This is a genomic window from Azospirillum sp. TSH58, assembly GCF_003119115.1.
Lineage (GTDB): Bacteria > Pseudomonadota > Alphaproteobacteria > Azospirillales > Azospirillaceae > Azospirillum.
Genome location: NZ_CP022367.1, coordinates 655,317 through 667,002, shown reverse-complemented (window position 1 = coordinate 667,002; position 11,686 = coordinate 655,317). Strand labels below are relative to the sequence as shown.

Annotated in this window: 14 protein-coding genes; 8 read left to right on the top strand and 6 right to left on the bottom strand. The window is 69.7% G+C overall.

Features of this window, described 5'->3' with window-relative positions; translation table 11 throughout:
- Positions 1–43: 43 nt before the first annotated feature.
- Complete coding sequence (locus TSH58p_RS24645; protein ID WP_247895562.1) at positions 44–589, bottom strand: RT0821/Lpp0805 family surface protein; 546 nt, start codon at positions 587–589, stop codon at positions 44–46.
- Between the two features lie 164 nt (positions 590–753).
- Between TSH58p_RS24645 and TSH58p_RS24640 the strand changes: the two genes are divergently transcribed.
- The 5 genes from TSH58p_RS24640 (at position 754) to TSH58p_RS24620 (ending at position 5,035) form a co-directional block, all read left to right on the top strand.
- Positions 754–2,370, top strand: coding sequence for an acyl-CoA synthetase (locus tag TSH58p_RS24640; RefSeq protein ID WP_109072354.1), 1,617 nt, complete (start codon positions 754–756; stop codon positions 2,368–2,370).
- Positions 2,371–2,624: 254 nt separating this feature from the next.
- On the top strand, positions 2,625–3,368 hold the full coding sequence (locus TSH58p_RS24635; RefSeq protein WP_109072353.1) for a sulfite exporter TauE/SafE family protein: 744 nt from the start codon (positions 2,625–2,627) through the stop codon (positions 3,366–3,368).
- Between the two features lie 77 nt (positions 3,369–3,445).
- Positions 3,446–4,150 (top strand): ABC transporter ATP-binding protein, encoded by a 705-nt coding sequence (locus tag TSH58p_RS24630; protein WP_035678402.1) that lies wholly within the window; start codon positions 3,446–3,448, stop codon positions 4,148–4,150.
- A gap of 92 nt (positions 4,151–4,242) precedes the next feature.
- A complete protein-coding gene (locus tag TSH58p_RS24625; RefSeq protein ID WP_109072352.1) occupies positions 4,243–4,656 on the top strand; it encodes a MerR family transcriptional regulator in 414 nt (137 codons plus the stop codon).
- Positions 4,601–5,035, top strand: coding sequence for a carboxymuconolactone decarboxylase family protein (locus TSH58p_RS24620; RefSeq protein WP_199230233.1), 435 nt, complete (start codon positions 4,601–4,603; stop codon positions 5,033–5,035). Before TSH58p_RS24625 ends, TSH58p_RS24620 begins: the two co-directional genes overlap by 56 nt.
- A 3-nt stretch (positions 5,036–5,038) precedes the next feature.
- Here TSH58p_RS24620 and TSH58p_RS24615 read toward each other — a convergent pair whose 3' ends face one another.
- Positions 5,039–5,317, bottom strand: coding sequence for a GNAT family N-acetyltransferase (locus TSH58p_RS24615; RefSeq protein ID WP_204165726.1), 279 nt, complete (start codon positions 5,315–5,317; stop codon positions 5,039–5,041).
- A gap of 59 nt (positions 5,318–5,376) precedes the next feature.
- The gene (locus TSH58p_RS24610; RefSeq protein WP_035678407.1) at positions 5,377–6,009 is read right to left on the bottom strand and encodes a trimeric intracellular cation channel family protein; all 633 of its coding nucleotides are present in this window, start codon (positions 6,007–6,009) and stop codon (positions 5,377–5,379) included.
- A gap of 169 nt (positions 6,010–6,178) precedes the next feature.
- Here TSH58p_RS24610 and TSH58p_RS24605 point away from each other — a divergent pair, with 169 nt between their 5' ends.
- A complete protein-coding gene (locus TSH58p_RS24605; protein ID WP_109072349.1) occupies positions 6,179–6,877 on the top strand; it encodes a pirin family protein in 699 nt (232 codons plus the stop codon).
- Between the two features lie 39 nt (positions 6,878–6,916).
- Here the strand turns inward: TSH58p_RS24605 and TSH58p_RS24600 are convergent, their stop codons facing one another.
- From TSH58p_RS24600 to TSH58p_RS24590, 3 genes are read right to left on the bottom strand one after another with little or no spacing between them, the layout of a single operon-like run.
- The gene (locus TSH58p_RS24600; protein WP_109072348.1) at positions 6,917–7,477 is read right to left on the bottom strand and encodes a hypothetical protein; all 561 of its coding nucleotides are present in this window, start codon (positions 7,475–7,477) and stop codon (positions 6,917–6,919) included.
- 58 nt (positions 7,478–7,535) lie between these two features.
- Positions 7,536–7,973: a hypothetical protein gene (locus TSH58p_RS24595; protein ID WP_109072347.1), complete on the bottom strand. Its 438-nt coding sequence runs from the start codon at positions 7,971–7,973 to the stop codon at positions 7,536–7,538.
- Positions 7,974–7,987: 14 nt separating this feature from the next.
- A complete protein-coding gene (locus tag TSH58p_RS24590) occupies positions 7,988–8,827 on the bottom strand; it encodes a TIGR02587 family membrane protein (RefSeq protein ID WP_109072346.1) in 840 nt (279 codons plus the stop codon).
- Positions 8,828–9,001: 174 nt separating this feature from the next.
- Between TSH58p_RS24590 and TSH58p_RS33360 the strand changes: the two genes are divergently transcribed.
- Complete coding sequence (locus TSH58p_RS33360; protein ID WP_146205963.1) at positions 9,002–9,208, top strand: heavy-metal-associated domain-containing protein; 207 nt, start codon at positions 9,002–9,004, stop codon at positions 9,206–9,208.
- Between the two features lie 78 nt (positions 9,209–9,286).
- The gene (locus TSH58p_RS24585; protein ID WP_146205962.1) at positions 9,287–11,686 is read left to right on the top strand and encodes a heavy metal translocating P-type ATPase; all 2,400 of its coding nucleotides are present in this window, start codon (positions 9,287–9,289) and stop codon (positions 11,684–11,686) included.

Here is an 11,686-nt window from a genome sequence, read left to right as displayed (position 1 = left end):
GCATTTCTCCGCAGGGTTGAAGGGGCCGGCTGACCGGCCGGCCTCAGCCCACCATGCGCCAGCTTCCGTCCGGCTGTCGGCAGGCGGTGCCGTAGCCCTGCTGGAGCTGCCCGCCGACCACGATGCTGGTCTGGAACTCCCGGCACGGCTCGCCATAGGGGCCGGTGCCGTCGCGGGTCGGGGTGTAGCTTCCCCAGTTGCCGGTCTGCGGGTTGTTCCACTGCACGGTGGCGCCGGTCGGCGCCATGTAGGCCTGTCCCGCCGCCTGCTGCGCGTACATCATGTCGGCGCGGTCCATCGACTGCCCGGCGGCGTTGCCGAGCGCCGCACCGAGCAGCGTGCCGACGCCGACCGCCACCAGCTTGCCCGTGCCGCCGCCGAAGCGCGACCCGGCAAGGCCGCCGGCCACGCCGCCGAGCAGCGTCCCCGCCGTCGCCTTGTTGCCATAGCCGGGGGCGTAGCCGCCGCCATAGTTGGCCCCGTACCCGCCACCACCATACCCGCCGCCATACCCATAGCCATAGGGGCTGGCGCAGCCGGCCAGCAGGCCCACGGACAACACAACCGCAACGATCCCCTTGGCCTTCATGTCGAACCCCACGGAACGGAACCTGTGTTCATGATCCCTCTGTCCATGAACATGGCAGCCCCGCAAACTATTCCGTCCGCGTGACGGAACGCCGCCGTTGCCCCTATGATGAAACCAAATGGCCGCGTCCAAGCGGCCGGCAAGAACCTGTCGGGAGGAAAAGCATGCTGCCGGAAGCGGACAGCTACGAGGGCCTGCGCGACCGTTTCGTCTGGTCGGTGCCGGAGCGTTACAACATCGGCGTGGACGTCTGCGACAAGTGGGCGGAGCGCGATCCGGACCGTACCGCCCTGATCCACAAGCGCCGCGACGGCGCGGTGGAGACCTACAGCTTCGCCGACATCCGCCGCCTGTCGAACCGCCTCGCCAACGCGCTGGCCGCCCATGGGGTGGCGCGCGGCGACCGGGTGGGCATCCTGCTGCCCCAGGCGCCGGAAACCGCGGTCAGCCACGTCGCCACCTACAAGATGGGCGGCGTCGCTGTCCCCCTCTTTTCCCTGTTCGGGGTGGAGGCGCTGGAGTACCGCCTCGGCAACTGCGGGGCGCGGGCGGTGGTGACCGACGCCGTGGGCGCCGCCAAGATCGCCCAGATCCGCGACCGCCTGCCCGAGCTGAAACTCGTCCTGCGCATCGACGAGGCCGGGGAGGGCGAACTGGACTGGCACGCGTTGGTCGAGGCCGCGTCGGAGGATTTCACGCCGGTGGACACGGCGGCGGACGACCCGGCGGTGATCATCTACACCTCCGGCACCACCGGCCAGCCCAAGGGCGCGCTGCACGCGCACCGGGTGCTGCTCGGCCATCTGCCGGGGGTGGAGATTTCCCACGACCTGTTCCCGCAGCCGGCCGACCGCATCTGGACCCCGGCGGACTGGGCGTGGATCGGCGGCCTGCTCGACGTGCTGATGCCCGCCTGGCACCATGGCGTGACCGTCGTCTCCCACCGCTTCGAGAAGTTCGACGCGGAGGAGGCTTTCCGCCTGATCGCCGACTTCCAGGTGCGCAACGCCTTCCTGCCGCCGACCGCGCTGAAGATGATGCGCGCGGTGAAGGACCCGCAGACGCGCTGGAATTACAGCATGCGCTCCGTCGCCAGCGGCGGCGAGACGCTGGGGGCCGAGCTTCTGGACTGGGGCCGCCAGACCTTCGGGCTGACCATCAACGAGTTCTACGGCCAGACCGAGTGCAACATGATCGTGTCCTCCTGCGCCAAGGTCATGCCGCCGAAGCCCGGAGTCATGGGCCGCCCGGCGCCCGGCCACGACGTGGCGGTGATCGACGGGCAGGGCAACCGCCTCGCCCCCGGCGAACTGGGGCTGATCGCCGTGCACCGCCCGGACCCGGTGATGTTCCTGCAATACTGGAACAACCCGGAGGCCACCGCCGCGAAGTTCGTCGGGGACTGGCTGGTCACCGGCGACCAGGGCGAGCTGGACGAGGACGGCTACATCCGCTTCGTCGGGCGGGACGACGACGTCATCACGTCGGCGGGTTACCGCATCGGCCCCGGCGAGATCGAGGATTGCCTGATCGGCCATCCCGCCGTCCGCATGGCCGCCGTGGTCGGCGTGCCGGACCCCCTGCGCACCGAGATCGTGAAGGCCTTCATCGTCCTCCAGGACAGCGTGCGCCCGAGCGACGAACTGGCCGCGGAGATCCAGACCCATGTGAAGACGCGGCTCGCCGCCCACGAATACCCGCGCGCCGTGGAGTTCGTGGACAGCCTGCCGATGACGACCACGGGCAAGATCATCCGGCGCGAGCTGCGGACGAGGGGGTAGGTTGTTGAGCCCTTCTCCCCTCTGGGGAGAAGAGTATGGGATGAGGGGGCGGCCGCAGGCCGACAACGCTTCCTCATTGCAGTGCTTAAACGCCCTACGGGCGCCCCCTCACCCTAACCCGGTTGCTCGCAAGCCTCGCACCCTCTCTCCGCCTTTGATCGCCTTCGGCGTTCAACCGGCCTTTGGCCGGCGGCTCTGAGCCCCGGAGGGGCGAGGGGATATACAAACAACAAGAAAAGACAACGACCCGAACGATGGTGACGACATCCCTGCTCCTGCTCGCCGCGGCCTTCCTGGCCGGGGCGATGAACGCCGTTGCCGGCGGCGGCAGTTTCCTGACCCTTCCCGCGCTGATCTACGCCGGGGTGCCGCCGGTGACGGCCAACGCCACCGGCACGGTGGCGCTGCTGCCCGGCTATGCCAGCGGCGTCTACGGCTACCGCCACGACCTGGAGCCGGTGGGCGGGGTCGGGCTGGTCACGCTGTCGGCGGTCACTCTGGCCGGCGGGCTGATCGGGGCGGCGCTGCTGCTGGTCACGCCGGATTCGGTGTTCCGCAGCATCGTGCCCTGGCTGCTGCTGGTCGCGACCGCGCTGTTCGCCTTCGGCGGCATGCTCGCGGCCCGGCTGCGGGCGGTGGGGCTGCACGGGACGGGGGCGATGCTCGCCACCCTGTTCGTGGTGTCGGTCTATGGCGGCTATTTCAACGGCGGGCTCGGCATCCTGCTGCTGGCGCAGCTGAGCCTGTTCGGGATGACCAACCTGAACGCCATGAACGGGCTGAAGAACCTGTTCTCCACCGTGCTGACGGCCATCGCGGTGGCAACCTACGCGGTCGGCGGCGCGGTGGAATGGTCCTACGCCGCGCTGATGACCATCGCGGCGGTGGCCGGCGGCTATGTCGGGGCGCGGGTCGGGCGGAAGATCCCGTCCCACATCCTGCGCGCGGGCATCATCGCCGTGGGGCTGGTGATGAGCATCCTGTTCTTCCTGAAGTAAAAGCCGTTCGGTTCCGGCGGCGCCTGCGTTAAGGTGGCGGCCTTTCTTCCCAAGGCCGCCACGACGCAAGACCCCGCATGCTGACCGTATCCGACCTCGACCTCTTCTACGGCGACGCCCAGGCGCTCGACGGCGTGTCCATCGCGGTGGCGGAGGGCACGACGACGGCCATCGTCGGCGCCAACGGGGCGGGCAAGACCTCGCTGATCCGGACCATCTCCGGCATCCTGAAGCCGGCCCGCGGCACCATCCGCTTCCGCGGCAAGGACATCGCCGGCCTGCCGAGCCACGTCGTCTGCGACCTCGGGATCGGTCAGGTGGCGGAGGGGCGGCAGATCTTCCCGACGCTCAGCATCCGCGAGAATCTGGAGATGGGTGCCGTCATCCCGCGCGCCCGCGCCGGGGCGAAGGACACGTTCGAGCGCGTGCTGACCCTCTTCCCCCGCCTGAAGGAGCGGCTGGAGCAGGCCGCCGGCACCCTGTCGGGCGGCGAGCAGCAGATGCTGGCCATCGGGCGCTGCCTGATGGGCAAGCCCGACCTGATCATGTTCGACGAGCCGTCGCTCGGCCTGTCCCCGACCATGGTGCAGGAGCTGTTCCGCACCATCCGCGCCCTGGCGGCGGAAGGCATGACGATCATCCTGGTGGAGCAGAACGTCGCCGCCTCGCTGAAGCTGGCACAGCGCGCCTATGTGCTGGAGAACGGGCGCGTCGTTCTGGCCGGCACGGGCGAGGAACTGCTGGCCGACCCGGCGGTGAAGCAGGCCTATCTCGGCCTGTGAGGTGATGGCGGTCCCGGTGACGGAATCTCTCTTGACTTAGAGCGCGCTCGAACTCGTAGCGTCCTGTGCATCGTGATGAGAAGCAGACGCGCATGAAGATCGGAGACCTCGCGAGACGTTCGGGACTGACGGCCCACACCATCCGCTATTACGAGCGGATCGGGCTGCTGCCCTACGCCGACCGGAACCAATCCCGCCACCGCGATTACGACGCCTCGATCCTGACCTGGATCGAGTTTCTCGGCCGTCTGAAGACGACCGGCATGCCGATCCGCGACATGCTCCGCTACGCGGCGCTGCGCGAGGCGGGCGCCGGCACCGAAGCGGAACGGCGGGCGTTGCTGGAACAGCACCGCGAGCGCGTGCGTGCCCAGGTCGAAGACCTGAACGCCTGTCTTCTCGTCCTCGATACCAAGATCGACGGTTATGTCGAAACGGAACAGAGGAAGAATGACGATGACGCACTTGTCCAAAATCGAATCCGGGGGCGAGGAAAGCCGGCTTGAGCGCGGGCAACGGGCGCTTGCCGACATCGACGGCGAGGCCGGCCACAAGGTGGTGGCGGCGCTTGCCGACATCGCGCCGGACTTCGCGACCTATGTGTTCGAATTTCCCTTCGGCGACATCTATTCGCGGCCCGGCCTCGATCTGCGCTCGCGCGAGGTTGCCACCATCGCGGCGCTTGCCGCGATGGGGAACGCGGCACCCCAGCTCAAGGTGCACATCGAGGCCGGCTTGAACGTCGGGCTGACCCGCGACGAGATCGTCGAGATTCTCATCCAGATGGCGGTCTATGCGGGTTTCCCGGCCGCTCTCAACGGGCTGTTCGCGGCCAAGGAGGTGTTCGCGGCGAAAGACGGGCAACGGCCGCAGGGGCCGGCATGACATCTACCGCGCCAGCAGGTCGTGATGCTCGCGGTGGCGGTGCATCCAGTTGGCGGCGTAGCCGCAGATCGGGATGATGGTCAGCCCCTCGGCGCGGGCGATGGCCATCACCCCCTCCATCAGCCGTCCGGCGGCCCCGGTGCCGCGCAGGGACGGCGGCGCCTCCACATAGGGGATGTGCAGGATGGTCCCGCGGCGGCGGTAGGTCGCGAAGACCGTCTGGCCGTTCACGTCCAGTTCGAACCGGCTCATGGCCGGGTTGTCGGTCACGGTATCGCTCATGCCCATTCCAACAGCCGAAGCCTTTGGTTGTTCACTGCAAATGTCATGAGCCGGAAATGTCATGAGCCGGGCGCGCGCGGCGCGCTCCAGCCGCGCAGCACGCTGACCACCCGCAGCAGGAAGGCCGCCGCCGCCCCGGCGATGGCGACCGGCGCCTTCGGCAGGTCCAGCATGGCCCCGGCGATGACGATCGCCGCCCCCAGCAGGGCGGCCACCGCGTAGATCTCCTCGCGCAGCACGCGCGGCACCTCGGCCACCAGCACGTCGCGCACCAGCCCGCCGCCGCAGGCGGTCAGCACGCCCAGCAGAACCGCGGGCAGCGGACCCAGCCCATAGGCCAGCGCCTTGCCGCAGCCGGCCACCGCGAAGATGCCCAGACCGGCCGCGTCCAGCACCATCACCGGCTTGACCAGCCGGTTGATGAAGGGGTGGAAGAAGAAGGCGAACAGGCCGGAGGCCAGCGCCGTGATCAGGTACCGCTCGTCCTGCATGGTGGCCGGCGGGATCGCTCCGATCAGCAGGTCGCGCAGCACGCCGCCGGCCAGCGCCGTGACCAGCGCCAGCACCATCACGCCGAAGATGTCCAGACGGTGCCGCACGGCCAGCGTCCCTCCCGTCAGCCCGAAGATGAAGATCCCGGTCAGATCCATGGCGAGGAGGAGGGGTGAAACGTCGGGTATGATGGCGGGCATGATGGCGGTCGGCGGTGCTGGTTGAGGGGAGCCGCCATGATAGCCGTTTGTTGCGTCTCACGGAACAGATAAGCCGCAACTCCGGCAATTGTTGTTTTGCGGAAACGGGGGCACATTCCTCTCCAGACGAGGGGCCACTGGGCCTCGCAAGGGAACAGGAGGACCGGAGATGATCACGATCCGCAACCGCGACGAACGGGGCGCCGTCAACATGGGCTGGCTGAACAGCAAGCACAGCTTCTCGTTCGGCCATTACTACGACCCGGCCCACATGGGCTTCCGCGCGCTGCGCGTCATCAACGACGACCGCGTGATCCCCGGCGCCGGCTTCCCCACCCACGGGCACGCCGACATGGAGATCGTGTCCTACGTTCTGGACGGCGCGCTGGAGCACAAGGACACGCTGGGCACCAGCTCGGTCATCCGCCCCGGCGATGTGCAGCGGATGAGCGCCGGGTCGGGCATCCGGCACAGCGAGTACAACGCGTCCAAGAAGGACCCGGTGCACTTCCTGCAGATCTGGATCCTGCCCAACGAGGAAGGCATGGTCCCCGGCTATGAGCAGAAGGCCTTCGAGCGGGAGGAGAAGCAGGGCCGCCTGCGCCTCGTCGGCTCGCAGGACGGGCGCGACGGCAGCGTGACCATCCACCAGGACGTGGACCTCTACGCCACGCTGCTGGACGAGGGTGACAGCGTGACCCACGAGCTGCGTCCGGGCCGCCACGCCTGGGTGCAGGTCGCCCGCGGTCAGGTCCGGCTGAACGGCACGGTCCTGAAGGAGGGCGACGGCGCCGCGATCAGCAATGAAAGCGCCCTGACGCTGGACGGCGTCGTCAGCGCCGAGGTGCTGCTGTTCGATCTGGCCTGACGAGCGGAAGGCCCTTGCCCCATCGCGGGGCGGGGGCCTTCACATCCCCTCCGGCGCAGCGAGGCGGATGCCCATGCGGCGGGCCTCCAGCATGAAGGCGCGGGTCATCTGCACGAGGTCGGTGCGCCAGTAGAGCTGCTCCAGCGGGTTGTCGAGGAAGTCCTCCGGCAGCATCGCGTAGCAGTAGGTCTCCACCACGCGCCGGTCGGGCTGCCAGGGGTCGGTGCCGTCGCGCCAGCCGATGGTCCAGCCGGCGTGGCCGGCACCGATGGCCCAGCGCTCGAAATGCGGGGAGATGGTGGCGCTGGCCACCGGATCGGCGACCGGCACCTGATAGATCGCCACGAAGCGGCGGACGTTCAGTTGCAGCCGCATCACCAGCGATTCCTCGAAGGCGTCGACGCGGTACAGGCAGTCGGACGCCCCCTCGACGTGGCTGAAGCGCACCGCGGCCCGCCTTGCCGCCTCCAGCGTCAGGCCGGACGGCCGGTCGGCCAGCGGCGGCGATTCGTAATCCACGGCGCGCAGCGCCTCCACCATGTCGCCGGTCAGGAAAAGGCGGATGCGCTGCTGCGCCTCGTCGATGGTCAGGCGGGTCATCGCGGGGTCGGTGTCCTCTGTTTCCGGTGCCAGGACAACAGGCCGGGGCCGACTTGGTTCAGGGCTCCACATAGCCCAGCACGCGCAGGCGCAGGGCATGCGCCCGCGGGTCGCGGTCGAAGAACAGGCCGCCCTTCTGTTCGGACCCGGCGGGGACATAGTCGAACTCGGCCACCGAGGTTTCCACGGCCTCGCCGTCCGCCATCAGCTGCCCCTCGACCTGAACCTTCGCGCCGGTCTTGCCGCCGTCGTTGGTGACCAGGATGTGGGCGAGCCAGCGCGGGCCGGCGGGAACCACCCCCTCCACGACGGCGGCGATCACCGGGGGGCCGCTGCCGCGGGTGATGCCCTCGTAACCCAGCACCCCCACCGATCCCAGGAACAGCAGCAGCCCCAGGCCCGACGAGACCCAGGCCAGCCGCGACACCGACGCGCTGCCGTCCTCGTCCCTGGATGCGCTCCTGGATGCGGTGTCGTTTTCCCGGATGTCGGCCATCGGCGTCCCTCCCGTCAGACGATCAGGCGGGCGGTGGCGGCGCCCAGCGCGCTGGGGAAGCCCAGCACCACCGTGGCGGTGACCAGCTCCATCATCGACAGGCCGGCGATCCGCTCGAAGGTCCACAGCAGGTAGAGGCTGATCAGCAGGGCGATCCCGTAGCCGGCGACCGAGAAACGCAGGAAGACGGACATGAACCCGTCGTCCCCGGCGCTCTCCTGCCCGGCGAAGCCGACCGTGTAGACGAAGACGTGCAGCAGCCCCAGCGACAGCACCGCCAGAGCCACCGCGTGCCAGGGCGACATCTTGTAGGAGATCAGGATCATCTCCTCGGTCGGGGCGACATTGAAGCCGACGAACAGCGCCCCCGCCCCCATCAGGAACAGCTCGCCGGGGTAGCTGGAGCGGATGCGCCGCTCCCGATCGGCGTCGTCCTGCTGGCCGAGCTGCTTGCGCGCCAGCATGGCGCCGATGCTGGCCGGCACGGACTGGAGCGCGATCTTGCCGATGATCTCCGGCAAGGGCTGGTCGAGATGGACGATGGCGAAGACGGTCAGCAGCACCGCCGACATCAGGAAGCCGACGGCGAAGGCCGACAGCGCGTCGATCAGGTCGTCCTGCCAGCAGAAGGTTTCCTCGAACCCGGCGAAGTAGGACAGTCCGAACAGCACCGGCAGGGTCACCAGGATGAACAGGGCCAGCCGGAAGCGGTCCATGTAGAAGCCCAGCTCCCACATCTCCATGGTCATCAGCAGGGGCAGGGCGAAGATGATCGCCCCCGCCGCCGCGCGGGCCAGCGCGCGGGCGAATTGCGCTTCGTCATGGAGAAAGCTGCGCTGGCGGGTGATGTCCATGGCCCATGAATGCGCGGGCGCGGCGGTTGGTTCCGGCGGTACCACGGCAGCGATCGGGGCCATGATCGGGGTCGTGATGGGGGCCGTGATGAGGGCCGCGAATTTCCTCTTGACCTTCCAATCGTTGGAAGGTGGAGGCTGACGGCAACACCACCTCGTGGGAAGGAGTTCGTCATGGTTGCGTTCAAGGTTCCCGGCATGACCTGCGGCGGCTGCGCCGCCTCGGTCCGCCGCGCGCTCGGCGCCGTCGCCGGGGTCGAGGATGTGCAGATCGACCTGGACTCGAAGGACGTCCGCGTCGGCGGGGCGCCCAGCGCCGACGCCCTGCGGGCGGCCCTGGACAAGGCCGGCTTCGAGGCCGAAGGGCTTCCGGTTGCATAACGGTTTTCGGCCCCTTGACCTTCCAGTCATTGGAAGCCTTATCTGAGGGAGCCGGTTGACGGCGAAGAAAGGACGATCATGTCCGCCACCACCACCGACCTCGACATCGGCATTTCCGGCATGACCTGCGCCTCCTGCGTGGGGCGGGTGGAGAAGGCGCTGTCGCGCCTGCCGGGCGTCACCAACGTGTCGGTCAACCTCGCCACCGAGCGGGCGCGGGTCGCCTTCGCGGGCGATCCCGATCCGCGGGCCGTGGCGGAGGCCATCGAGAATGTCGGCTTCGAACCGCAGAGGCAGGACTTCGACCTGACGGTCGGCGGGATGACCTGCGCCTCCTGCGTCGCGCGCGTCGAGAAGGCGTTGCTGCGCGTGCCGGGGGTGGAATCCGCCGCTGTGAACCTCGCGACGGAGCGGGCGCACGTCACCGCCTACGCCGGAACGGTGGACGCCGCCCGGCTGGCCGAGGCGGTGGAGATGACCGGCTTCACCGCCGCCCCCGTCGCCGAGACCGAGGCCGCGGCGGCGGCGGAAGACCCGGCGCAGGACCGCGACCGGCGGGATCTCCACCATGTGCTGATCGCCGCCGCGCTGTCGGCGCCGCTGGTTCTCGGCATGGCGGGGGACCTGCTGGGCCTCGACCTGATGCTGCCGCCCTGGGCGCAGTTCCTGCTGGCGACTCCGGTGCAGTTCTGGTTGGGCTGGCGCTTCTACCGGGCCGGTTTCATGGCGGCGCGCGCCGGGTCCGGCAACATGGACCTGCTGGTCGCGCTCGGCACCTCCGCGGCCTGGGGACTCAGCGTCTACATGATGCTGACGGCGCATCCGGGGCACATGCCGCACCTCTATTTCGAGGCGTCGGCGGTGCTCATCACCTTCGTGCTGCTGGGCAAGTGGCTGGAGGCCCGCGCCAAGGGCCGGACGGCGGCGGCGATCCGCGCGCTCATGCGGCTTCGCCCCGACACCGCCCGCGTCCGCCGCGACGGCGTGGAAATGGAGCTTCCCATCGCCCAGGTGCGCGTCGGCGATCTGGTGGCGGTGCGACCCGGCGAGCGCATCCCCGTCGACGGGCGCGTGGCGCAGGGAGCCGGCAGTGTCGACGAATCCATGCTGACCGGCGAGAGCCTGCCGGTGGAGAAGGCGCCGGGCTCCCGCGTCACCGGCGGCTCCATCAATGTGGACGGGCTGTTGCTGGTCGAGACGGTGGCGGTGGGCGCCGAGACGATGCTCGCCAAGATCGTCCGCATGGTCGAGGGCGCCCAGGCGTCCAAGGCGCCGATCCAGCGGCTGGTCGACAAGGTGGCCGCGGTCTTCGTGCCGGTGGTGCTGGGCATCGCCGCGGCGACGCTGGCCGGCTGGTGGATCGGCACCGGGAACGCTGAGACGGCGATCATCACGGCGGTGTCGGTGCTGGTCATCGCCTGCCCCTGCGCGCTGGGCCTCGCCACGCCGACCGCCATCATGGTCGGCACCGGGGCGGCGGCCCGCCACGGCATCCTCATCAAGGACGCGGAGGCGCTGGAGCGCGCCCACGCCATCACCGCCGTCGCCTTCGACAAGACCGGTACCCTGACCGAGGGCAAGCCCCGCGTCACCGATCTGGTGCCCGCGGATGGCTTCGACGACGCGGAGTTGCTGCGGCTGGCCGCGGCGCTCCAGACCGGCAGCGAGCATCCGCTCGCCCGCGCCGTCCGCGACCGCGCGGCGGAGCGCGGCGTGCCGTCCGCGACGCCCGAGGGCTTCAAGGCGCTGGCCGGGCGCGGCGTGTCGGCCAGCGTGGAGGGCCGCGCCCTTCTGCTGGGCAGCAGGCGGCTGATCGCGGAAAGCGGCCTGTCCGACGCGGCGCTGGAGGCGCGGGCGGCGGCGCTGGAATCCGCCGGGCGCACCGTGTCCTGGCTGGCCGAAACGGCGCCGGAGCGGCGCGTTCTGGGCCTCGTCGCCTTCGGCGACACGGTGAAGGAGAGCGCCCGCGCCGCCGTCCGGTCCCTGAAGGCGCAAGGTGTGGAGACGGTGATGGTCACCGGCGACGGCGCCGGGGCCGCCCGCGCGGTGGCCGCCGACCTGGGCATCGACCGCGTCTTTGCGGAGGTGCTGCCGGACGGCAAGGCCGACGTGGTGGCGGCGCTGAAGGCGGAGGGCAAGGTGGTCGGCATGGTCGGCGACGGCATCAACGACGCGCCGGCGCTGGCCGCCGCCGATGTCGGCATCGCCATGGCGACCGGGACCGACGTGGCGATGCACACCGCCGGTGTCACGCTGATGCGCGGCGATCCGGCCCTGGTCGCCGGCGCCATCGACGTGTCGCGCCGCACCTACTCCAAGATCCGCCAGGGGCTGTTCTGGGCCTTCATCTACAATCTGGTGGGCATCCCGCTGGCGGCGTCGGGCCTGCTCAGCCCGGTGCTGGCCGGGGCGGCGATGGCGCTGAGTTCGGTCAGCGTCGTCCTGAACGCCCTGTCGCTGCGGGGGTGGAAGCCATGA

Coding starts and splice junctions, on each gene's coding strand:
- TSH58p_RS24645 (WP_247895562.1), bottom strand. CDS start 589: ATGAAGGCCAAGGGGATCGTTGCGGTTGTGTTGTCCGTGGGCCTGCTG.
- TSH58p_RS24640 (WP_109072354.1), top strand. CDS start 754: ATGCTGCCGGAAGCGGACAGCTACGAGGGCCTGCGCGACCGTTTCGTC.
- TSH58p_RS24635 (WP_109072353.1), top strand. CDS start 2,625: ATGGTGACGACATCCCTGCTCCTGCTCGCCGCGGCCTTCCTGGCCGGG.
- TSH58p_RS24630 (WP_035678402.1), top strand. CDS start 3,446: ATGCTGACCGTATCCGACCTCGACCTCTTCTACGGCGACGCCCAGGCG.
- TSH58p_RS24625 (WP_109072352.1), top strand. CDS start 4,243: ATGAAGATCGGAGACCTCGCGAGACGTTCGGGACTGACGGCCCACACC.
- TSH58p_RS24620 (WP_199230233.1), top strand. CDS start 4,601: ATGACGATGACGCACTTGTCCAAAATCGAATCCGGGGGCGAGGAAAGC.
- TSH58p_RS24615 (WP_204165726.1), bottom strand. CDS start 5,317: ATGAGCGATACCGTGACCGACAACCCGGCCATGAGCCGGTTCGAACTG.
- TSH58p_RS24610 (WP_035678407.1), bottom strand. CDS start 6,009: ATGCCCGCCATCATACCCGACGTTTCACCCCTCCTCCTCGCCATGGAT.
- TSH58p_RS24605 (WP_109072349.1), top strand. CDS start 6,179: ATGATCACGATCCGCAACCGCGACGAACGGGGCGCCGTCAACATGGGC.
- TSH58p_RS24600 (WP_109072348.1), bottom strand. CDS start 7,477: ATGACCCGCCTGACCATCGACGAGGCGCAGCAGCGCATCCGCCTTTTC.
- TSH58p_RS24595 (WP_109072347.1), bottom strand. CDS start 7,973: ATGGCCGACATCCGGGAAAACGACACCGCATCCAGGAGCGCATCCAGG.
- TSH58p_RS24590 (WP_109072346.1), bottom strand. CDS start 8,827: ATGGACATCACCCGCCAGCGCAGCTTTCTCCATGACGAAGCGCAATTC.
- TSH58p_RS33360 (WP_146205963.1), top strand. CDS start 9,002: ATGGTTGCGTTCAAGGTTCCCGGCATGACCTGCGGCGGCTGCGCCGCC.
- TSH58p_RS24585 (WP_146205962.1), top strand. CDS start 9,287: ATGTCCGCCACCACCACCGACCTCGACATCGGCATTTCCGGCATGACC.